The sequence below is a fragment of the Desulforhopalus sp. IMCC35007 genome (assembly GCF_005116575.1).
Lineage (GTDB): Bacteria > Desulfobacterota > Desulfobulbia > Desulfobulbales > Desulfocapsaceae > Desulforhopalus_A.
Map to the genome: position 1 here is coordinate 343,524 of NZ_SWCN01000003.1, position 22,073 is coordinate 365,596.

Annotated in this window: 17 protein-coding genes; 1 reads left to right on the forward strand and 16 read right to left on the reverse strand. The window is 47.2% G+C overall.

What is annotated here, in order from left to right:
- Position 1: 1 nt before the first annotated feature.
- The 3 genes from FCL48_RS05005 to FCL48_RS25855 form a co-directional block, all read right to left on the reverse strand.
- Positions 2-1,660, reverse strand: coding sequence for an iron ABC transporter permease (locus FCL48_RS05005; protein ID WP_240744745.1), 1,659 nt, complete (start codon positions 1,658-1,660; stop codon positions 2-4).
- The gene (locus FCL48_RS05010; protein WP_205747649.1) at positions 1,644-2,648 is read right to left on the reverse strand and encodes an extracellular solute-binding protein; all 1,005 of its coding nucleotides are present in this window, start codon (positions 2,646-2,648) and stop codon (positions 1,644-1,646) included. Before FCL48_RS05010 ends, FCL48_RS05005 begins: the two co-directional genes overlap by 17 nt.
- A gap of 957 nt (positions 2,649-3,605) precedes the next feature.
- Complete coding sequence (locus tag FCL48_RS25855) at positions 3,606-4,031, reverse strand: tyrosine-type recombinase/integrase (protein ID WP_136871146.1); 426 nt, start codon at positions 4,029-4,031, stop codon at positions 3,606-3,608.
- 182 nt (positions 4,032-4,213) lie between these two features.
- On the opposite strand from FCL48_RS25855, the gene FCL48_RS24930 reads away from it, so the two are divergent.
- Positions 4,214-4,354 (forward strand): hypothetical protein, encoded by a 141-nt coding sequence (locus FCL48_RS24930; protein ID WP_169309087.1) that lies wholly within the window; start codon positions 4,214-4,216, stop codon positions 4,352-4,354.
- A gap of 885 nt (positions 4,355-5,239) precedes the next feature.
- Here FCL48_RS24930 and FCL48_RS05020 read toward each other — a convergent pair.
- From FCL48_RS05020 to FCL48_RS05080, 13 genes are all read right to left on the reverse strand, one after another.
- The gene (locus FCL48_RS05020; protein ID WP_136871147.1) at positions 5,240-6,223 is read right to left on the reverse strand and encodes a cytochrome c3 family protein; all 984 of its coding nucleotides are present in this window, start codon (positions 6,221-6,223) and stop codon (positions 5,240-5,242) included.
- On the reverse strand, positions 6,220-7,350 hold the full coding sequence (locus FCL48_RS05025; RefSeq protein ID WP_136871148.1) for a redoxin domain-containing protein: 1,131 nt from the start codon (positions 7,348-7,350) through the stop codon (positions 6,220-6,222). Before FCL48_RS05025 ends, FCL48_RS05020 begins: the two co-directional genes overlap by 4 nt.
- 6 nt (positions 7,351-7,356) lie before the next feature.
- Positions 7,357-7,860, reverse strand: coding sequence for a tetratricopeptide repeat protein (locus FCL48_RS05030; RefSeq protein WP_169309088.1), 504 nt, complete (start codon positions 7,858-7,860; stop codon positions 7,357-7,359).
- Complete coding sequence (locus tag FCL48_RS05035) at positions 7,857-9,272, reverse strand: cytochrome c3 family protein (RefSeq protein ID WP_136871150.1); 1,416 nt, start codon at positions 9,270-9,272, stop codon at positions 7,857-7,859. The genes FCL48_RS05030 and FCL48_RS05035 overlap by 4 nt, the downstream gene beginning before the upstream one ends.
- A gap of 85 nt (positions 9,273-9,357) precedes the next feature.
- Positions 9,358-11,106: a cytochrome c3 family protein gene (locus FCL48_RS05040; RefSeq protein ID WP_136871151.1), complete on the reverse strand. Its 1,749-nt coding sequence runs from the start codon at positions 11,104-11,106 to the stop codon at positions 9,358-9,360.
- Positions 11,103-12,173, reverse strand: coding sequence for a 6-bladed beta-propeller (locus FCL48_RS05045; protein ID WP_169309089.1), 1,071 nt, complete (start codon positions 12,171-12,173; stop codon positions 11,103-11,105). Before FCL48_RS05045 ends, FCL48_RS05040 begins: the two co-directional genes overlap by 4 nt.
- A gap of 34 nt (positions 12,174-12,207) precedes the next feature.
- The gene (locus FCL48_RS05050; RefSeq protein ID WP_136871152.1) at positions 12,208-14,127 is read right to left on the reverse strand and encodes a hypothetical protein; all 1,920 of its coding nucleotides are present in this window, start codon (positions 14,125-14,127) and stop codon (positions 12,208-12,210) included.
- A 113-nt stretch (positions 14,128-14,240) separates the two neighbouring features.
- Complete coding sequence (locus FCL48_RS05055; protein WP_136871153.1) at positions 14,241-14,939, reverse strand: cytochrome c3 family protein; 699 nt, start codon at positions 14,937-14,939, stop codon at positions 14,241-14,243.
- Positions 14,940-14,991: 52 nt separating this feature from the next.
- Positions 14,992-15,984, reverse strand: a complete 993-nt coding sequence (locus FCL48_RS05060) for a 6-bladed beta-propeller (protein WP_169309090.1) — start codon at positions 15,982-15,984, stop codon at positions 14,992-14,994.
- A gap of 226 nt (positions 15,985-16,210) precedes the next feature.
- Positions 16,211-16,849: a cytochrome c3 family protein gene (locus FCL48_RS05065; protein ID WP_136871155.1), complete on the reverse strand. Its 639-nt coding sequence runs from the start codon at positions 16,847-16,849 to the stop codon at positions 16,211-16,213.
- A 368-nt stretch (positions 16,850-17,217) separates the two neighbouring features.
- Positions 17,218-18,363 carry a cytochrome c3 family protein gene (locus FCL48_RS05070; RefSeq protein WP_136871156.1) on the reverse strand — a complete coding sequence of 382 codons (1,146 nt, stop codon included), beginning with the start codon at positions 18,361-18,363 and terminating at the stop codon, positions 17,218-17,220.
- Positions 18,364-18,427: 64 nt separating this feature from the next.
- A complete protein-coding gene (locus FCL48_RS05075; protein WP_136871157.1) occupies positions 18,428-21,112 on the reverse strand; it encodes a cytochrome c3 family protein in 2,685 nt (894 codons plus the stop codon).
- A 7-nt stretch (positions 21,113-21,119) separates the two neighbouring features.
- Positions 21,120-22,073: a hypothetical protein gene (locus FCL48_RS05080; RefSeq protein WP_240744750.1), complete on the reverse strand. Its 954-nt coding sequence runs from the start codon at positions 22,071-22,073 to the stop codon at positions 21,120-21,122.

The following is a 22,073-nucleotide window of genomic DNA, read 5'->3' on the forward strand; positions in this document are numbered from 1 at the left end:
ATTATTTCTCAGATTGCCGTACGAGGAGAACCACCGGGATAATTGATGCCATCACCAGGTACAATCCTGGCAGCGCAGCTCTTTCCCACTCACCTTCACTGGTCAATTCATAAATTTTAATAGCCAGGGTGTCCCAGCCAAAAGGGCGCGTCATGAGGGTGATCGGCATTTCTTTCACCACATCAACCATCAACAGAATAAGGGCGGTTAACAGACCTTTTCGTAACAATGGGAGATGAATGGAGAGTATAAGTTTTCTCCCCTTAACTCCCATGAGACCTGCAGCTTCATCCAGGCTTGGGCTGATGCTTTGCATAGCACTGTCCACAGCGCCAAAACCAGCAGCCATAAAGCGCACCATATAGGCCATAAGCATCACGATGACAGTTCCCTGTAATAATGGCCCGGTTTGCATATTGAATATGCTTTGCAGCAGAGTTTGCAAGTGGTTGTCAAACCAGGCGATGGGCAGAAATATTCCCACAGCCAGCACCGTCCCGGGCAGCGCATAACCAAGAATGGAAATTTTACAAAGCATAAGGTTCAGTGTTCCCGGTGATCTTCTCTTCGTGTAGCTAAGAAGTATAGCAGCAGAACAGGTGAGGAGAGCGGCGCCAGCTCCAAGCAAGAGCGTGCGCCCGGTTTGAGTCATGTAGTTAGGAAGGTCTCCCGCACCATTGGCCTTAATAACCCAGAGTCCAAGCTGTATCACCGGAAGTACAAATGCAACGAGAACAACAATAGAACAATAGCATGTCGCTGCCAAAGCTTTCCCGCCGTGCAGGGTAATTCTATTATGAACACTGCTGCTTCTGGCACTTGAAAAATATCGCATTCTCGAGCGATACATCGTGTCGATGAGTACAAGCACCATTGCGAAAACAACAAGAACTGAAGAGAGTTGAGCCGCAGCCTGTAGAGAAAAGAACCCAAACCAGGCTTTATAGATTGCAGTGGTGAACGTATCGTAATTGAAAATGGAAACTGCACCAAAATCAGCAAGGGTCTCCATTAAGACAAGAGCAAGACCACTTGCTATCCATGGTCTGGCCATCGGCAAAGCAACCTTCCAGAAAGCTGCCCAGGGTGCCATACCAAGAGTACGTGCAGCTTCTATAAGTACTCGTCCCTGGCTGAGAAACGCGGATCGGCTGAGAAGATACACATATGGATACAGGGTGAGACTGATACACAATATGACAAACGGAGTAGATCGTACCTCGATTATGGTCCGCTCAAAACCTGGCAGGGTGCGCATGGCGGTCTGTACAGGCCCTGCAAAATCCATCACTCCTATGAAGATGAAGGCCATTACATAGGCTGGTACGGCCATTGGCAGGGTGAGTGCCCATGAAAAAAAAGAACGTCCGGGAAATGAGCAAGCTCCAGTTAACCAGCCAAGAGATACCCCAAGGCATGCGGTACATAACAAAACGCCGCTGCTCAACCAAAAGGTATTGAGCAGCAACGTTGTGAGTACAGTTTCAGCCAGATGATTCCAGATTTCCTGTTCAGGCTGAAAAAGTGAGGCAAATATTACCCCGATAGGGACCGCTACCAGTCCAGCCAGGATGACAGCAGACAGCTGCCAACCATCCGGCCGGATTGATAATGTATTGAAGTACCTTTGCATGAGAGATGGATTATTTGTATCCCGCACGATCCATCAGCATGATAGCTTCACCTTGTAATTCACCATACTTTGCGACATTCATCGGGTTGCCGGTAAAGGTTCCCCATTCAGCAACAACCGGGTCAGGACTCACTGTCTTATTCACAGGATATTCCATGTTCAATCCAGCAAATTGACCTTGTGCTTCCTCACCGGAAAGCCACTCGAGCAGCTTTATTGCAGCTTCTTTATGCTTGGCATGACTGGTTACACCTGCACCGCTGACATTCATATGTACGCCATTGGTACTCTGGTTCGGCCAGAAAATGGCCAATGGCAATTCAGGCTTCTCCTTCATCAGGCGACCAAAATAGTAGGTGTTCACGACGGTAACATCACCGATTCCTGCAGCAACGGCTTCAAGGGCCTTGGTATCGTTGCTGAACGGATCTGCTGCGAGATTAGCCACCCAGCCAGTAACAATCTGCTCTGCCTTCTCAGGGCCATGTTCGGCTATGAGGGAGGCAACAAGTGACTGGTTATAGACTTTCTTTGAGGTGCGGAGAATTAGTCGTTTTTTCCAGTTTTCATTGGCCAGGTCTTCGTAGGTTGTAAGTTTCCCGGCAGCATTTGAGGTGGTGTTATAGACGATAGTACGGGCGCGAACTGAAAGGCCAAACCACATGTTTTCAGGGTCCTGCAGGTTAGCGGGGACGTTCGACTCGAGTAACTCTGAGCTTACAGGCTGCAAGACGCCGGCTCGTGCAGCCTGCCAGAGGTTTCCTGCATCGACGGTTATAAACATGTCAGCGGGAGTGTTGGTACCCTCCGCCTTGAGACGTTCCAGCAATGCACCGGCATCACCGGTTATGTACTTCACCTTAACGCCTGTTTTTTTCGTATAAGCCTCAAAAATTGGCTGTATGAGATGCTCATTACGAGCTGAATAGACAACTATTTCCTCTTCACCTGCAGAGGTGTAATTTGGAAGGCCTATGCAAAGTAGCATCATAACAGCAAGTAGTCTGGACAACATTCTGTACTCCTTAAAATGGATTTTGCGAAATTTGACTATGACCTCCAAGAGCTGTTCTTTGGGGTCGCATAATAATTTCGGTGATCCTAAATTATAGATAAGTTAGAGTCAACTAAAATAACACACATTGTGGTACTTTTGTCGTGGTTCGAAAAGGTCCTGTCTAGGATGGGGGTGACGCTGTTGTTTGAATGGACAGGCCTTTCAAGTCAGATTCAGGAGCAGGCTCCAAACCATCTTCAGCGACTGCGGCAAAAAGGTGTGTGATTGTTGGAAAGCTTAAGTTTAGAATGAAATTTTGGGATTTAGCTTAGTTCCTGACCAGTTTATAAGTGATCTAGCCTAGAAAACTTGCCAGAAAAGGAGCATTCTGGGACGTAAAAAAATTCAAAATTAATCTCAGGAAATCAGTTGCAAATGAAGCATTCTAAATTATTGATTTTTCATGTTTATGTTTGTTTTTCACCTCGAGAGAAGCGAAGTTAGGCATTGCGACCGATACCAGGACACTACCGTGGAGTAAAGGATAGAGATTTTAACTGCCAATTAGAATGAACAGACAGGCAGGTCCAACGATTAGAGCTTCATGATAAGGTTTTGGTGAAAAATACAACAAAAGGATTATGTACTAGCTGCAAAGTCTTCAACCGAAGCCCATCTACATCCTCAAAGATTACCATTAGCCGGCTACCTGAAATCCATCCTTCTTTTTTGACTCTGCGTAATCAGAATACTATCAATCTATTTTTTCTTCTAAAGTAATCAATTGAGGTCTGAATGAGTCCACGAGAGGCTACCTACAGAGTAAATCTCAGGTGGTTTTCCAGGTGGTTTTCAGTGTATTTTAATGCTAATTAGTGCCCTGTAACTAGCTGAAATCACGTGGGGAGTGCGCTACAAAAGGGCCTCTCACGCCGGCAACAGGGGTTCGAGTCCCCTTGGGGTCACCAAGTAATTTCAACCACCTACGTTACTTTCCCTGGCTGAATTTTTATTCTGCCAGGTGGTTACTAGGTGGTTTTTTTTACTTTTTACCTTTGGCAACAGTCTCAATTCCGGTCGTACTGATTCAATTCTGCGAATATATCTCTCAGTTATTGAAAGATTTTTATGTCGCAAGATTGTCTGAATATCAATCATTGCGACCCCTTCTCTAGCAAGGATACTTGCACTTAAGTGCCTGATGGCATGCAATCCAAAAAGCTTCATCTGTGCCCGTCGACAGAGATTCTTCATCCAGTGAAGACGGCTCGTGAAAGGTTGTAGTGTCTCAGGGTCAGGAAATACCCATGTATCACTCTTTCTCTTAGCATTCTGTATCAATATAGCATCGAAAAAATTTTCAGTCAGCAGAAGCCAGGACGGTTGCCATGATCCGTCCATTGTTTTCCGGGTATAAAGAAATGACAACCTAAAATTGACCACCCGTGATCACCGAATTTTGACCACCTGATATATTGTAGATCTGAGACAGGGTGTTACCTCAGCGGTGGTGTTCTGTCCATCAGAGATCAAAAGACGCATTACACTCCGGCCCTTGGAATCAGAGAACTAAGGGGGCGGTTATGCAAGAGATTGAGAAGACTCGGGGATACTGCCCCCAGTTTGAACAAGTAGTTATTGCCCCAGGGTTGAAGCCGGGCATATTCTTTACAATGCTGGCTGCAATTGATCCAGGAGAAGAAGTAATCATGAGTGCTGGTTAGGATTGGCCGAATATGTCTTGTGAGAACTGTCTTGGGCATCTTGTTGAGACTAATACAGTAGCTCCAATTTTCTGCTGTCTCAAGATCCTAACGATAAAGGTACACTCCGTGATATGAGATTAGCCGTGATGAGCTTGCAGGGGCACTTGGTATATGATGACAGAGGCTAGTTTTGGCAATATCAATCATTTAATCTAAGAAATTCTGTAAACTTAAACAGTTTTTGTTCTTCAAAATGGATACGCTTGAGGCTGTAGACAAATTCATACGTATTTTATGATATTCTTTTTCATGACCTGCCTCCTTGTTTTTGGCTCTGGGGTAGAAGTGCTTTACTTTAACTCTAATTCACGTTGGCAATGATGGCAGGTTGCTCTTACATCACATCCGAACTTACAAACATTATGTCTCGGACATCATTTTTTTTGCGAAATATTTGAAATTAATATTGTTTATTTTAGCGCAAAAAATAGTGTAATTGATTTAATTGGTGCTCTGGAATTATCGATATTTTAACTTGCTTCATTTACAGCTAGAACTTTGGTGGCACATCTGAAAATTCCAAAGTCCCAAAATGCTCCTTTTCGAGCAATCTCTTCCACATGATCACGGGTTAACTGCTCACGTAAACCTTAACTTTAAAGTTCAATTGATTGTGAGTCATGGATAATGTCAACTCTCAGATTGCTAATATTCTATTAGGATTTGGGCTGGGCAGAATTTCGCATAAACAGTCGTAATATAATCTTAACGGGAAGGTCGATTATATTGAGATTCTTATTGCTAATCTCAAGCACCTCCCTCGATTTTGTTACGTGAAAGAAAGTGAGTAGCAATTCAGGGGGTGGGGAGAGATATGAGACAGGATGACATCGTATTTCACAGTTACATTTTGTGACAGAGGGTGCAATAGTCCGTCATATCACTGATATCGTGGTTGAGTAGATTTTGCGTATCTCCCGCGTGGGGATTATGACAACCGGCACAGGTGAATTCCCGGTCGGCTTTAAATGGATGCTTAACCCCGCGCACCGGGTGTCCCTTGCCGTAAAAACCCGCAATGACATGGGCCCCTGAGGCCTTCTCCTGATGACAATTAACGCAAAGGTCGGTGGTCTGCATCCTGAGAAGGTCAGGAAGGTCCGAGCCGTGTGGGTTGTGGCAGAGGGTACAATTTCCGACAGCTGTAGGCCCGTGCATGATCTTTTTACTTTTCCAGTCATTTAATTGATAACTATGACAGGGTGCACAGACCTTTTGGTCCGGTTTTGGCGTGGTATATTTCCGCTCCGCCTCAAGCACTTCATGACAGGTAAAGCACATCCATTGTGCCGCCGGCTTGTGGACAAAACTATTCACGCATTTCCTAGCGTGACATGTGAAACAGGGAGATTTTTCCGGTTTACCGGGTCTCAAGCTGCTGAGCGAAGGCTCCATGACATGGCAGCCTGCGCAGCGAGTTTCATTATCGCCGGCATGAAAAAAATATCGCACAAAACCTGCCGGGGCTTCTCTGAATTTTGGAAAGAGTGCGGACCGGAAGAAAACTCGTAAATTTTTCCGTTCAACTACAGTCCCCTTTTTCAGACCGAAAAGTTCGATACTGTTCAACCCTTTGGTCAAGGTGATACCAAAACACGCCCTGTCGCCGGAACCAAGCGAGAACAGCAGCGAGTCGTTTTTGTCGGAACCTACCCGTATCATGTCAAGCTTCTTTCTATCCACCTTAAGGACTATGCTGATGACCTCGTTTTCAACAAAGGTCGTATCAGGTGGCCATTCAACCACAAAAGAATTCTCTGCCCGAACGTCAAGCGCGTGGAAAAGCGATATCAACAATACCGTATAGAGTAACTTTCCCAGTTTCATTGTAGCTGCAGAAGTTGTTGAAGACCGTTTTTATAACTTGTTGCCGCCAGTTCCAGCTTATCTTGTTCCTCAAACATCTTACCCCGGTAAACATTAATCCGGTAATCTAAGGGGTTAATCTCTTCCGCCTGTCTGAAGAGTCCTTCTGCTTTAGGTAAATCACCCTCTTTACCGGTAAGGTAGGCAAGATAATAATAGCCGGGTGTATATGCCTCATCTACTTTCAGGACCTTTTCCAGCATATCCCTCGCCGCTGAATAGGAACCATCTTCTATCAACAGGAGAGCCAAATTACTGAGCGCCTGCACGTTATCCCCTTTCAGTGCGATAGCCTGCTGGAATTGTTTTATCGCCCCTTCACGGTCTCCCGCATCTTGGTAAAAATTTCCAAGACTGAGATAGGGAAAAACAAATGCAGGATCTGCCTCAATGGCCTTTTTATACCACTTCTCGGCTGTGTGAGCCATACGTTTAGATTTTTGGGCATTAACCCCCATATTCCAAAAGCGGACTGCCTTCTTGTCAGGTTGAGGGCCCATTTTAGCCGCTACCTCGATCGGCACTGTTTTGCCCTCGATATCAGCTGTAAGAACATGTAGCATCTCTTTGACACCAACCACCGGCAAGCCAGACATCTCGAACCTGATCTGGCTGTCTTTATCGACAATAATCGTCGTTGGGACAGCGATGACGCCATAATCATGAAAGGCGACAAGACCATGGTCGACCAGAGTCGGAAAAGTCAGCTGCAGGCTGTCTGCAACACCTTTAATAGCCTTCATGGCTGCACCATCTATTTTCTGTCTTTCCACATTTATGCCGATCACGGCAACCCCACGATCCTTATACTTTTGATGTAGTTTTTCCATCTGCAGCAAGGCTTTGTCCGAATTTTTGCTCCAGGATGCCCAGAAAAGCAGGATGGTCAACCTATCCCCTTTAAGTTTTGACAGACTTTGTTTATTGCCATTAAGGTCACTAAGTGAAAACTCCGGGACCTCCATGCCCACCCCAAAAGATTTCAAGGACGGGGTAGAAATTGTACTCTGCAGCAGGGCAACAGTTACTATCAAAACAATCAAGCCACTCTTATGTTTGAGCGAAAAGAACTGTATTCTTGTTTTCACGATCACCTACCTTGCATTTTGTTCATAGGAGGCAATACCCTCTTTAAAAGCGGTAAGAGCCTTTTTCGCATCACCACCTTGTTGATAGAGAAGTCCAAGCTCATAATAGGTTCGGGCTGGATCAGGATTCAGCTTTAAAGCCTCTTGCAGGATTGATTCGGCGGCTGCATACGCTCCGGTTCGTGCCAAAACGATGCCCTTGCCAGTTTTAGCAGTACTTGACATCGGCTGCAACTCCAGGGCCTTTTCAAAGGAAGCCATCGCCTGCTGCAAATCGCCATTGTCAAGAAGGAGATAACCTAGAACAATATGCGCCTTAGCACGTGATGGGCTCTTTTTTATACACTGCCTGATGGCGGCTAGCGCCTCATCCACTTTTCCCGCATAGGCCAGTGCCGATGCGCCTTTTTCGCAGAGCAATTCCTTAGCATCCCCAGATTGAGCTGACAGCCAGCCTGCCCAAGGCACAAAAAAAATAAATATGAGTAGCAGGACCAGTATACGTTTCATCTGTTTTTCACCATTTTTTTTTGGTCGTATTTGAATTCCTGGTGGCAGCCTGGCAGGCATCCACCGCCGGATTCGGTCTTGGTAAAGCCAATCGGCAGTTGATAAGCCCCAAAAGGCACAGAGTTTCGCACATGTTTGGGATTCATTGTGGCGTGGGCATCATGGCAGGCCCTGCAGGTTCTCCCTTTCGGTGTTTTATTGACATGGATGAAATGGAGGTTTTGATCGCCGTTGCGAAACCCCGTCAATGTTGTGGTTTTGGGATCTTTAACCAGCGTATCATTGTGACACATGAAACAGAGTTCAAAGTTATCTGGGTTGTATGAGGCATAAAACTTCTGAGGGAAATAGCCCCGCAATATCCGAAAATTTTTGGAACCATGGGTGTTATGACAGGCGGAGCAATCTTTATCTCTAATCGGTCCGTGATGGATAGTATTTTTAGTAAGCAGCGTTTTTATGTCAGCAACAGATTTCCCATCTGGGTCGCTGTACTCTCTATCATGGCAGGAGAGACAGAGGTCCATCGGTGCCTGGTCAAGCTGTTGCGAGAAAGAAGAGACGTGAGGATTATGACAGGCCATACAGCCTTTGTCGGTTTCAAGACCGCCATGTTTCACCGTGACCCCTGAAATTTCTTCTTTTTTTTCAGTATGACAGGTAAAGCAAACCCCCTTGGTACTCTCTCCCGGCAGGCTAAATTGGAAATCACTGCCGTGAGGGCTGTGGCAGGTGACACAACCCTCTTCAAGCGCTGCGTGGATAAAGTCTTTGGCGGCAAACTCCTCCTGCTTATCGGAGTGGCAGGAATAACAGACATCGTTGCCTTCGGCCATCAACATCTTCGGTGCATCCGAGGAATGAGGTGCATGACAAACGCTGCATCCTTCAGCGGCAACAGGCCCATGGACAAAATTACTGTTACCGATAGCTTTATCGTGGCATTCATAACAGAGATCTGAGTCCGCACCTTTAAGTTGAAACTGATGGGCGGACTGGTGGGGATCGTGACAACCGGTACACTCGCCATCTGCCACCGGCTGATGCACAAAAGAGCCTATTTCTAATTTTTCATGGCATTCGTAACAGAGGGCTTCAACATCTTTTATGGCCTGAAACTGATGCTGGTCTTTTTGACTTTGCTTATGACAAAAGGCGCAGTCACCTGTTGCAACAGGGCCGTGGACATATTTATCCTTTCCCATGGACGGATGGCAATTTGCACTCATGCATGATTGCCCGGCCTTCATTGCGACCTTGTCGGGTGCACTTTTGCCGGATATAGCATTTTTATCAGCAGTTTCTTTTGCGCAGGCCTCAAGGGTAAAGAAAAAACCAAGAGAAAGCAGTAGACACACCTTAAGCCCAGTTGACAATCGAGCTGTTTTTTTCTTTTTCTTTTTAATATCCATCTCCCCTCCTTCCTGCTGTTTTGAGTTGGGTAGCCCGATTGATGGCACGCCCTTTAACCCTCCATTGAGATTTACAGAGAATGCACTAATTCCCTCCTATACCAAACCCGTTAGCACTATGATCTTTATCATGACAGAGCAGTGCACAACTACTCATTCCTCGGCCTTCATCCGTATAATAAAGCTCACCTGCGCTGTTGGGTAAGACGACGGTCACATCAAAATTGATTAAATTGTTGTGACTTAAGAGGTCTCCCTGGATTGCACTGATACCATGGGGATCATGACAGACCGCACAGGGTGTGTTTTCCATCTGGACATGTTTTTTATGTAAAGAAAAATTACTCCTTCCCGAAAGGATAACATCTCGGTCATGACATTTATAACAGAGGGCATATGCACCGGAACTTTCACTGGTCATGTCGCTTGTCTCATACCTTTCCACGAGAAGATGCTCGTGGAAAGAGCCATGGGGCCCCTGGGGCCCAGTGGGGTTGTCAGACCCATGGCAATCTGTGCAGTAGATTATGCTGCTGCCGGTATAAGGCGCAAGCAGGCTCGGCACAGGGGAGCCTCCCCCTGCTGCAGTTACAGGATGAGACGAAGGATTGCCGCTGCTAAATTCGAGCCTTGTATTCAATTGATCGAGCTGACGAGTGATAGATGGCACAGTGAGCACATTGTTGTCAGCATGACACTTGAAACAGATTTCATAGAGATTTTGGGCCTCTTCAATTTGCTGCCCCCCAAGGTCGATACCCAAAACCCCTCTGTTTTTTGGGAAAACCGACGGGGCAGTGGAAGAACCATTTGCCACTTGGTGGGGATTGTGACAATCTTCACACTCAACATGGTTCGCCACCCCTCCAAGGGTGAAACTCTCGGCAGCATCATGTACACCTCTGTACAGGTGAACCGGATGAAGATAGGGCTTGGTCAACTCTTCCTCAAGGTTTGACCCGGCCACATTGCCGTTATGGCAGACAAGACAATTATCTTCTTCATACTCCCGCTGCAATAGCCGCTGATGATTGCCTGCGCTATGGGGCCGGTGACAGTTTTCGCAGCCGTTCTCAGCGACGGTGGCATAGTCGCTGCCTTCCCAGGGATCTACCCCTAAACTATTCCAACGGGCAGGAGAAAGGGCATGGCTGCTGTTTGCCCAGCCACCTTTGTTATGGCAACTGGTGCAGAGCTGGGAATATTGATTGGAAATCACAAGAAAATTGCCCCAGCTGTCATCATGGGGATCATGGCATGCCGTGCACTGCAGCTGTCCACTCCCGTCGAGTTGAATCTCTTTTGGCAATGCTGAACCACTCACAAGTTCGATGTTACCCTGGTTGATACTAGCGGCATAGTCAAAGGAGACCGGGTGATCATCGGACAAATCAGTTCCAAGATAAGATGTCCTATTCGGTGGGAGAAATCGGATACCACCAATGAAGGCTATCTCTTCGGGTTGAGAAAGAACCGCTCCCAGGGCGATGGTCCCATCGTGGCAGCTCAGGCAGAGTTTTGAGGCACCGGTGGGTTGGCCGACTTGGGCAAACATGGTGGAACTTGTATAGGGGATATAGTTTGTCGTCCGGTCCGAACGATTCCACAAAAAGGGGGTGTCACGTCTGGCATTATGGGGTGTGTGGCAGAAGATGCACACCCTGCTCTCCGTGGCAGCTTTTACCCCTCCGATCCCGCTGGTCGACAGATTATGTTTACTGGTAAGGATGGAGGCCGCATCGGCAGTAGCGCTTGAGTCAAAGAGGAGTACACCATGGACAAGCATCCCAAGAAGAAGTGCTGCGGTCAAGACAAAATTGTGTGTTCTGTTCATGGCAACGAATCATCCTGTTTAAGATACTGGAAGATCTGGATACGTTTATTGTAAGAATCGGCCACATAGATTTTGTCATCTCTATCTATAGAGATACCAGCCGGAAGCCAAAACTGCCCATACCTCTGCCCTGTGGAACCAAAAGCCATCAGCAGGCGGCCCCTCTTATCAAAGATTTGAATATTATCAAAGAGGGCGTCCACCACATAGATATTGCCATCGCTATCGCTGGCAAGACCCCGGGGCCGGGCAAAATGTCCGGGGCTGTCCCCAACGCTGCCAAATGTCCCCTGAAAGAGACCTGAGGCTGAAAATATTTGAATTCTAAAATTAAGTGCATCAGTGATGAGTATTGTTCCGTCCCTGGTTACCGAAACATTGGTTGGGTGATTAAACATCCCTTGCTGCACACCTGCTTCGCCGAACCGTCTCTTCAGTTGGTGGGTTTTAAGATCAAAGCAAAAAACAGAAAACTGCTTGGTGTCGACCACAAGCAGTTCCTCTGTTATCCTGTTGATGGCAAGGCCTGTGGGACGTTGAAGCAACCCCTCACCGATTGTAAGAGGTGCTTTGTCATCTGGAGTGTCGTAGACCTTGACAATACCGTCTTTTGAGTCAGCCACATAGATCTTGCCACTATTTTCATCAACTGCAATATCAATGGGTGAACTCAGGGCCACATCACCCTCGGGGAAAACCTGAAATTTCCCGGCGACCACATCAAAGAGATGTATTTTTCGACTAAAGGTATCAACAACATAGATCCTGCCGGCAGCATCAACAGTGAGGCCAAATGGCGCAACCAGGCGAACGTCATTTTTACCAATAAGATAGCCCCAGAACCGCTGGAACAGGTTGGGACCAAGGTTGATATCTTCAGGCCTTTCGATACTGCCAAGATAGAGAATCCTCGGTATCTCCTCTCCGCTGGGCCAGACCAACTCAACCGGAGGTGGAGGAAGCTGCCGGACCGAGGGGGTGCAACCGGTACAGCAAAATAAGCCAAAGCCAATCAAGAAGATCAGGAACGGTAGGCTGCTTTTCAGGGAAAAATATTTTTTAATCATTGTACCACCGTCACAAACAAAAGAGTGGCTATAATCACCATAAAATACGGATAAGGTCAAAGCGAACCAACTGTTCGACTCGCTGAAAATCATTCAGCCTATTGTCTTGATCCGTTACTTGATAGGACAAATGCATCGTCCAGATTCGGTACCGAAACTCAAGATCGGCTTTAATACCGCTGTTGATCGTTTCTTCTCTGTCTCCGTTGGTAGCATCGTAATAACCTTCAAAACGTAGCTTACATCGTTTAGTCAGCATCCAGTCAAGCGCCGTTATACCACCATAAAAGTCCCTCACCTCGTCACGGTTGGAGTAATCGGTCTGGCCCAGATACCCCCTCAGACTAAAATAGAACCGCCAATGGGGTCTAAATCGTAAGGTCTCCTCTACTTCCCAGCGAGTATAACTTAAATCTGATTGACGGTCAGAATCCTCATAACTCAGGCTACTGTCCGACCAACCGATATCATAGTGTACCCGGGCTCGATGGAGGGTGTCATCAACGAGTCCTTGAGATGTCTGCCCCGAAGAAACATCCTGGCTGGATCGTACATAATCGTAGGAAAGCCACCATGTTTTCCAGAGATCAAAATTAATGCCGTAGTGCTGAGTGAGGACGGTATCGTCATATTCCCCATCCTGAAAATAGCGGTAACTGATCGCAACGGTCTCACCGTCTCTTATCGACCCAAAGGGGAGCAGACGAATTCGTATAAAATCACTTATTTCCTCAACCGCGTAGTCGATATTTTCCAGGTAGACGATGGTACCCAAACGATCGGTGACAATAATGGAATTAATATCGGCATTATAGTTTTCGAGGAAGCTTTCCTCTCCTGTACCAAGAGTCTGCAATTCATTGGTTACCTGAACGACAGCGTCGGTAAAGCCGCCACGATCGGTGTAGACATAATTCCAACCACTGTTAAGGTTGAAGGTACTCCAGGACAGGGGACGACGGTAGGCAAAGTCGAGAAAAGCTTCGTAAGAATTTTCCCTGCCGTCAGCATACCTGTCTTGAGAGGCCCTTCCGCCAACATCGGTAGTCAGATTTTCATAGAGTAAATGCGTCAGTCGCCCCTCAAGCAAGCTCTGATCGGAATTGAAACCGCTCGTCTCCTGCCGATCATGGCTGACAATATAGTTTGACTGCAGATTTTTCCGATGCCACCAATTCAGGTGTTCTTTTAAACGGATATTTTCAGTATCGAAATCATCGCTGTCCTGATTTCGGTAATTGACAAGCGAACGCAAGGTGGCTTTGTTATCCCTGTTAAGACGGTAGGTATTTAATAAACTGGTATTTAATGATTGTATCTGCCTCATCAATCCCTCAGTAGTTCTCTCGTCGTCCCTGTAGGTACCATTCAGGGTGGTATTGCTTCTCTTGCCTTGATTCCTTGCGGCCAGAGTAAAGTTGTCATAGCTGTTTTGCGAGGTGTAAAAACCCGTCTGATCGGTTTCAATATGCGAGTAGCCAATTGTGGTGGGTAGGAAATCATTTTTTAACGAAAGAGTAGCACCATAGGTATCAACAGTGGATTCAGAGTTGCCTGCAAATGGAGCCCAGATAGGTATTTCCCGCTTGCTAGAAAAAATGTTCATAGTATAGGGTTTTTGCTCCAAAAAAGTTGCCCAAAGACTATAATCCGGAGAAAAGGTATTGATATCTGCACTCTCTCCCGAACTGCTTTCCTCGCTCCCCTGGCTCCATTCCGGTTCAAACATCAGGGAAAATTGCATAAGCGCCGGATGATACAGCCAGCCTTCTGTTTTAAATCTTAGCTGCTCTTTATACCTGTAATAACTATCATCAGCCGTGGTACCGCTGCTCGTTCGTGACTCATTATTAAATTCATAGGTCAGCTTTGCTCCAACCGCTGGTCGTTCTAAGAAAAAAAATCTCTCAACCGGGTCTCCACCTTCTTCCAATGGCTGGACAAGCCAATTCATCGGAGATGCCCCATTTTCCTCTGCCTGGACTATGGGTGGACATAAAAAAAAGAACAGCAGGAGTCCAAGGGCTTGCCTAATGATAATTTCACCTAAAGTATTCAATACAAAAGTTACTCCCTGCTCAGTTCCGGGTGCCCGGGAACTGCAGCCACCACTATTTTCAGCTCCTTGTATTCCTTGGTTAGAAGATTTTTATTGATACCCATATGTGGGTTATGACAGGAAAGACATTCTTGTCCTGTTTGATGACTGGGGGTCATCATAAATTTTCCCTGTTCATGGCAAGGTGAAACACAGAGTGCGCCCGATGGCAGCCTCAAGGTTTTGGGGTTATTGCTCTGATGCGGGTCGTGACAGACAAGGCAGTCGCCCTTTGCCGTGGTATTGTGCAACCACAGGTTTTCACTCAGGGCCCGCTGGGGAGTTTTATCAGAATGACATTGGGTGCAAATCTTGTTTTTAGCAAGGATCAAATCAGCGGGTCTCCCGCCTCCTTGTTTGAAAACTGCTGATCTTTTACCAACACCTGGGACACTGAAAGTGCCAGTAGTTCGGTGGCATGGATCGCAGACCCCTGCATGCCAGACGGGGTGGGAAAACAGTTTGTCAGTTGAATCACTCACTGTCGCTCTGATCGTTGCAGGTGGGAGTGGCTGGTCGCTTGTCGTTTGGCTCGAATCTGTTTCCGCAAGTGGAGGAACACCGGTGAAAAAGAAGGTCAGCATCCGGTGTCTGGCCTGCGGCTCGCAGGCCGAAAGCGTCGCAGTCAATAAAAGAAACATCACTATGTGGGCAGTTGCCTTGGCCATCGTATAGTGTCTTGTTAATCATTTTGAACACAATCATATTTCTGAACTGCTCTCAATCACCGAGCCAGTCCCCATAGCCATAAACGTTGAGCTTGTTAGGTCCACTCATATTGCAGACATAGAGGAGATATTTCACCTTGAATTCTTTATCGGCATAGGAAGTAAAAAACTCAACATTGTCATAATCAATATGTACCCCCGCAGGGAGATACATATTACCGGGACCAATACCCGGACCGCCGAAAAAGAGGAGCAATCGGCCTTCATCGTTAAAAATCTGCACATGTTCAAAGGCGGCATCTGCTATATAGAGATGCCCTTCCCGGTCAATGTCTAGGCCCTTGGGTCTGGCCATGGCACCATGTTGATCTCCATGAAAACCGATTGTTTGAATAAATTTTCCTTCACTATCAAATTGCTGAATCCTAAAATTAAAGGTGTCATTAACAAAAAGATTACCCTGGACATCGACCGTGATATAAGTAGGCCTATAAAGTTGCCCTTCACCCGCGCCGATCATGCCTATATACTTAACCGGTGTACCGCTGTTTTTATCGAACACAATAACCTGATGCCTTCCCATGTCGCAGACATAAACTCTTTCTCCATGGACTGCGACATCAACAGGTTTTTCAAGGAGTTTTTCATTACCATAGGCCCGTAAAAACTCATTGCCACTACCATAAACGACCACCTGCTTTCGTCCCATATCTGCAATATATTTAACATCATCCCCGGTAACCCAAATCCCTGAAGGTGCACGAAAAGCGCCACGTCTGCTGTCGTGCAACCCGGAAAAGTTCTGATTGATCAAATCGACGATGAGTATTTTATCGTGCTCCCGGTCAACAAGATAAATTTTTCCTGGAGAAGAACCGACGTCATAAGGTCGCCCTATGACATCGGCTGCGAGATTTGGTCCAAGTAAAAACTGCTGAAAAGCACTGCTTTTGCTCTCGAGATTTCTTTCCGAAGAAATGGTGGTGAGAAACTGCAACCTCGGCCGCTCTGGCGGTTCAGGATAAAAAACGATTTCCCTTGCCACCTGTTTGTCACCAGCACAACCTCCAATGAGGAGAAGACAAAAAAAGGACAGCAGCAAAAATAGAATCCTCCGTCCTTTAGAAAGATAATAAAAGTGCACAATCCTGGACATTTTTTTAAGAAATACCTTAAAGTGACCGCATTATAAGAGAGAGTGAGGACAACCAGATACAATACTCCCGTCTCCCCCACTCCATTCAGACCTCAGCGCAGCTGGTCCAGAACACTTACTTGTCGTGACAGGTAAGACAGAGCGCTGAACCGCTGTTGTCTACTTTGAGCAGACGAAAATTGTCATATTTATTATGGACATCATGGCATGACGCGCACTCCATCCTGCCGGCAAAGAGCATGTCAGCATCAATTGAACCAGTGCTGCCCGTCACACCCGAGGGGGTCGTTATCGGGTCGAAAAGCCCCCCATCCTCGGTGACAAGGGCGGTGTCATAGGTAAAGGAGACAGGATGGTCGTTGCTCAGGTCAGTCCCGACATTTCTACCTTCTCCGATAAAACGACTCCCTTCACCAGCTGTATCACCGCTACCGCCAAAGGCGTCAATGGCAATGGTCCCATCATGGCAGGAAAGACAGAGCTTCGATACACCTCCGGGTTGGGTGATATCGTCGGCGGTAAAAGTGGGACTGGCATACAACTCGTATACGGCATCTGAAACCGTATGGTTCCACAAAGGGGCGTCATCTACATCGCTATTGTTATGTGGAGCATGACAGGGCAGACAGATTTGCCCCCTACTCCAGGCTGCATGACTAAAATCATGAGCCGAACCTGAAATTGCGCCGGAAGCTATTGAACAGATGCCAAACCCGCCCATCAATACAAATAAAGCGATTATTATCTTCTTCATTTGACTCCCCCTTTTTTACCGGAGAACCTTGCTCTTTTTTTTGCAGTGGAAACAACAATGTGTTCCTTTTCTGCAAACATCGAAACATACACGGTTTTCTTATAGGATAAACACTTTACTCAAGAATAAAAAAGAGGGATTTCCCTTTTTTTAGGGTTCCAACTCCCTGTAAAATATCTGTAAACATTCATTGGCAAGCCACCCGAAGTCTACGCATACCTGAGCGCGGTCAGTTGACCGTGCATGAACATATCTATGTTTGCTGAGTCATCGACACTATAAATGTAACCATATCAGCAGTTATCCTTCGGATAAGCCTCGGGTCCGTCTCACAGAAGTATGAAGGCTACTGCATGTCCTTCTGACGCTTACTTGTCCCAGTGACACCCGGTACATTGAATGATGCCGGGCATAAGCCGTAACTTATTCTTGCGTTGCCCACCCTGAGCTGCAGCCGAAATTTTAATAACCCCTTCCTCATGGGGGTTATGGCAGGTTGAGCAGCCTATGAGACCATTGTAGAGAGGCAACTCCACCCCAATTCTTTCAACTGAGGTGCTGAGAGCTTGCAATATAACTTCAGAAGGTTTTACCAGATGCGAACCACCGGCCGGATGTTTTTGCTCAAATCCCGGATGGCATCCGACACAATAGACATTGGGATCTACTACAATGAAGGAGACGTTTTTCGGGCCAAAGAGAGAAACATCTGGTCGGTAGGCATGACAGAAAAGGCAGGATCCCTCTATTATTTTTCCCTGGTCATCGAGCTGTTTGTGCGGATTGAGACGCCGATAAGACTCAAAAACATGGCAGACAAAACAAAACTCATCTCGACTAAGCTCACTTTTTCTGAGGAAATAAGGGTTTTGTCTGCCGACGGAAACTTTATTGAGTGCGTTTTCCTGCAGGGAGGATTTATGGCACGTTTCACAGGTCAACCTGCCCTCCCTTAAGGGCATCTCAGCAGGAACATGGGTGTTTTTAGACGGTGTAATCCCTACCGGGTGCATTTCTGGCATGGCAAAAGCAGAGTGGTGGCAGCGATTGCAGATGGTGTTAATGTCGCCATCATAGAGGAGGGCTGGGTTTTCTCTAGTTGGTGTTGCCTGCTTGTGGCAGGAAATGCACATGACATCACGCCAATGGGGATTGATGCTTCTCGAAAGTGCGGCAAGCTGCAGGTACTGCTGAGTCAGCAGGTATTTTTCGTTCCCTTTGCCAGGGCTACTGTCATGGGGGGTATGACAATCCAGGCAGGTTGGCCTGACATCATGCTGATCCTTGTCAGCTGAACCAGGCCACTTTCCTACAAGAGGGTCCAAAAACGGGTTTATACCCTCATAATGGGCTTTGGTGTAATAGTCCTGATGGCAGTCATGGCAAGGAGCCAGGACCTCGACAGCAGCAATCGGCGTCTCAGGTTTTAAGGCGCCTGATGCAGTTGTCGGCCCTATCAAAAAGACAAGGGTAAATCCTGCAAAAATAATCTTGTTCCTGCGGCAACACCCCATATTTTTTCCTCATTGGCGTTCCTTATAAATTCGGCCGCCAGCTAACAAAAGAGAGACCTAAGAATCATGGTTCTCTGTTAAGCAGATGGTCGTGCAGGATGCCTTTTTTTTCAGCGCGTTGATGGTAGAACCTGTAGAGCATAAGTGTTTTTTTGCCATGACAGACATAACAGAGCTCACTCCTTGCACCTTTTCTCAGAAAACTGTCCACAAGCGTTCCCTCGCTATTAGTTCCAGGGCCGGTCTTTTTCTCCCTACCAGACCAGATATGTGGATCGTGGCAGGTGGGGCATGATATTTCCCCTGTGTCTGCCCTGATACCGGCTCTACTGTATAAGGGGATGGGTTCCGGCTGAATTCTGACGGTGCTGAGAATCCCCTTGTAGGATTTTTTATAACCAAAATACAACTGTGTCGGATGGGAGCCCGAGGTAACAACTTTTTCTTTACCTGCCCTCTTTTCCTGGTGGCAACCGTAACAGGCTTTTTCCATAAAATCTTGGCCTTGCTGGGTTAGTGGCGCGTTCCACAAGGCTCTCTCGGTTGTACTATTATGGATTGCGTGGCATGGTGAGCAGACAGATCCATCTTCTGGCAATTGATTTTTTACGTTTACGGACGTTGGTGCGGTTACTCGCATATCATGGTCCGACCCTGCAATATATGTCTGCTCTTCATGGCACTGTTTACACAAAAGAGGTTTTTCACGATTGGCGATGCGAAGAAAACTGCTGTCTTCATTTCCCTCTTCGTTGATACCTCTGCCCTTGCCTTCTATCTGGGAATTCCACTGGTGGGGGTCGTGACAGGTGTGGCATTCTATGACCGCTTGTCCGTCTTCTTTTCTATTCAGCGGTAATACCGTTTTACCCAACTCCACATCCACCGCCACCTCCACTGGGTGGGAATAGGCACCAACCTGTTTTTCAGCGGCTATCTGCTTTTTTCCATGGCAGCTGCGACAGAGATCAGACGGTGAAGAGACTTCTGTCCCAGCTGGGTGACCCCAGAGAAACTGCCCGGTTGCATTATGTACCACATGGCAACCACCGCAAAGTCCCGACTGCGCAACCGTCATGTTGTTGATATTTGTTTCTTTGGGCGCAGTAACTCTAAGATCATGATCCGTTCCTTCAAGATGATACTTGGCACTGTGACAGCTTTTACAAAGGTCACTATCTCGGCCGGATGATTTGCGTAAAAAACTGTTTGTGGCATCGCCTTCTATGTTTTTGCCCTGCCCCTTAACTTTGTGAGTCGAACTCCACAGATGGGGGTCGTGGCAGGTGCTGCATTCCATAGAGTCGGTTCCTTGTACTGATTCAAACAGTGGCAATGACGGCAAACCTTCCACCGCTACACTCACCGGGTGGGTGTTCACACCCACCATTTTTTTCTTAGCCGGGCCATCTTTACCGTGACAGTCCAGACAATAGCTGGATAATGATTTCCCGCTTTGTTTATTCTGCCTGGCCCAAAGATATTTGCCATCACCTTTGTGCGGAATATGACATGGTCCGCACACCCCTGACTGGTTTACCGATTGCCCTGCCCGGTTCTCTATGGTCGGTGCAGTAATGGTTAAATCATGATCCGATCCTGCCACCTGCTGCTTTTCCGGATGACATGCCGCACAGAGCGGTCCCTTGCCTGCAACCAGAGATTTACTACCGGGCCTGTGCTCATGAATCTGATGACAAGTAAGACATTGCAGGCTCTGCCCCTCTCCGGCAAAGAGGAGCCTGTCACCTACGGTTTTAGGGGCATATTTTTTATAGAGCGGATGATTCTGCTTACCCGCAGCAAAACCCTTGTACTCCTTGTCAGCATGACAGACAATGCAGAGGCTGGAATCACTGGCGGCAAAGCGCAGGATTTTATTGACCGCTCTAGTTGCAGTATTATCTGATTCCGCCGGAATTTCAAGCTGATGAACCTGATGACAGCTTATACACTGAATGGTTTTACCGGGGCCGGTAAATATCTTCTCCCCTTCAGGAAGTGTATCTTTTATCGCAACACCCAGTGGGTGGTTCTTCTGCGCTGATACAGACAAAGAAGTATCATCGACCTTTTTGGGATGGCAGACCGAACAAAGAGTAGAATCACTTACGGCAAAAATCAGGTTTTTCTTATCCAAACCGCCATGTGCTGTATGACAGCTTTCGCAGATTAATTGATTGACGTTAGTGTCAGACGGTACCCCACCGGCTGCAAAGATCTCCTCCGGCAAGGGATTTTTACCCATCTTGACGGGATGATTTTGAAAGTTCTTCGCCCCCTGGCCGGTATGACACATCTCGCACATCTGAGAATCATGGCTGGAAACCCGCAAGAAAATGGTGCGCTCAATACTGGTGTCAGTCGGCACCGAGTGTGCTGAATGGCAGGTGGCGCAAACCATCTTTCCTTCCTCGGAAAGGGGGAAAACTTTTGGGATTTTGACTTTTTTCGAAGGAACCATATCTGTAAGATGCCGGTCATGCATCCAAATTTGTCTACGCGAATCCTCAGTTGAACCGTCATGGCAACTCAGGCACATCATCTCTTCTCCGGCGACATCCTTTGTCTCCAGCGGCGTAAGAGGTGTACCGTGTCCTGCAACAAACTGATCCATCCAGCGGAAGTGGCAGATTGCGCATTCCCTGGAAGAATTCTGGGTCAAGTTACCAGCGGCCGAAAGCAATCCCGGCCATAACAACAATAGATGCAGAAATAAAAATATGATTATTGAAAGAGTTCCGCGCATGGTCACGCTACCTCTGTCGCTCCATTACAAGAAGACGATTGGTGTACATTTCAACAACCAGCAATCTATCCTCGGACGCAGCCATTCCCATGGGGGTGGTAAATTTAAACAGTTTCCCATCCTCATCCGCCACTACTCCAAGAAAATTGCCCCTTTGATCAAAGATCTGTACAACACCCAGATAGCTGTCAGAGACAAAGACCTCCCCCAGGTCATTGACAGCTATCCCTTTGGGGCGAAAAAATTGGCCCGGCTCAATGCCCCATTCTCCGATAAACTGTTTGAACGTTCCATCCGGATTAAGGACCTGCACTCGGGTATTAATGACCTCGACCACATAGATATTACCAGCGCGGTCCATATCCATCATAAAGGGGAAACGAAACTCCCCAGGATTGCGTCCCATCCCACCATGCGACCAGATTAGCCCCCCCCTTCTGCCAACGGCTATCATCCTGTGATTATCGTTGTCAACAGTGATGACGGTCTTGTTATCCGGACCATAATGGAGGTCGGTCGGATCAGCCACCTTTCCCTCGGTGGCCGCGGGGATATCAATATAGCCAGGAACTCTCTCCCCAGGGGGAAAGATAGCCACCCGATGGCTACCGGAATCGGCGACCAACACCTCACCGGCATCACTGACATCAATACCAAGCGGTTGATCTAAAATCCCCTGCCCCCCAAGGGTGAAAAGAGGTGTACCAAGACCATCAAAAACCCTCACCAGATCTGCCGTCCCATCAAGGACATACATTCTACCATCGGCGTCAAGTGCCACATCAGTTGGCAGATGCATCGATCCTGCTATTTCCAGAACCTTTCGATACCTCACTGTCCCGGTGGAATTGCCAGATGCAAGGAGAAGACCGGGAGCTAGACATATCCCTAATATGGTGAAAATGAGCAGGCTGCTACGCAAAGAACCCACCAGCAAAGACAGATACCTGTCAACCATCAT

Excerpts from the sequence above, each read along its gene's own strand:
- FCL48_RS05010 (WP_205747649.1), bottom strand. The coding sequence starts at position 2,648 with ATGTTGTCCAGACTACTTGCTGTTATGATGCTACTTTGCATAGGCCTT.
- FCL48_RS25855 (WP_136871146.1), bottom strand. The coding sequence starts at position 4,031 with ATGGACGGATCATGGCAACCGTCCTGGCTTCTGCTGACTGAAAATTTT.
- FCL48_RS24930 (WP_169309087.1), top strand. The coding sequence starts at position 4,214 with ATGCAAGAGATTGAGAAGACTCGGGGATACTGCCCCCAGTTTGAACAA.
- FCL48_RS05020 (WP_136871147.1), bottom strand. The coding sequence starts at position 6,223 with ATGAAACTGGGAAAGTTACTCTATACGGTATTGTTGATATCGCTTTTC.
- FCL48_RS05030 (WP_169309088.1), bottom strand. The coding sequence starts at position 7,860 with ATGAAACGTATACTGGTCCTGCTACTCATATTTATTTTTTTTGTGCCT.
- FCL48_RS05035 (WP_136871150.1), bottom strand. The coding sequence starts at position 9,272 with ATGGATATTAAAAAGAAAAAGAAAAAAACAGCTCGATTGTCAACTGGG.
- FCL48_RS05040 (WP_136871151.1), bottom strand. The coding sequence starts at position 11,106 with ATGAACAGAACACACAATTTTGTCTTGACCGCAGCACTTCTTCTTGGG.
- FCL48_RS05045 (WP_169309089.1), bottom strand. The coding sequence starts at position 12,173 with ATGATTAAAAAATATTTTTCCCTGAAAAGCAGCCTACCGTTCCTGATC.
- FCL48_RS05050 (WP_136871152.1), bottom strand. The coding sequence starts at position 14,127 with ATGAATTGGCTTGTCCAGCCATTGGAAGAAGGTGGAGACCCGGTTGAG.
- FCL48_RS05055 (WP_136871153.1), bottom strand. The coding sequence starts at position 14,939 with ATGGCCAAGGCAACTGCCCACATAGTGATGTTTCTTTTATTGACTGCG.
- FCL48_RS05065 (WP_136871155.1), bottom strand. The coding sequence starts at position 16,849 with ATGAAGAAGATAATAATCGCTTTATTTGTATTGATGGGCGGGTTTGGC.
- FCL48_RS05070 (WP_136871156.1), bottom strand. The coding sequence starts at position 18,363 with ATGGGGTGTTGCCGCAGGAACAAGATTATTTTTGCAGGATTTACCCTT.
- FCL48_RS05075 (WP_136871157.1), bottom strand. The coding sequence starts at position 21,112 with ATGCGCGGAACTCTTTCAATAATCATATTTTTATTTCTGCATCTATTG.
- FCL48_RS05080 (WP_240744750.1), bottom strand. The coding sequence starts at position 22,073 with ATGATGGTTGACAGGTATCTGTCTTTGCTGGTGGGTTCTTTGCGTAGC.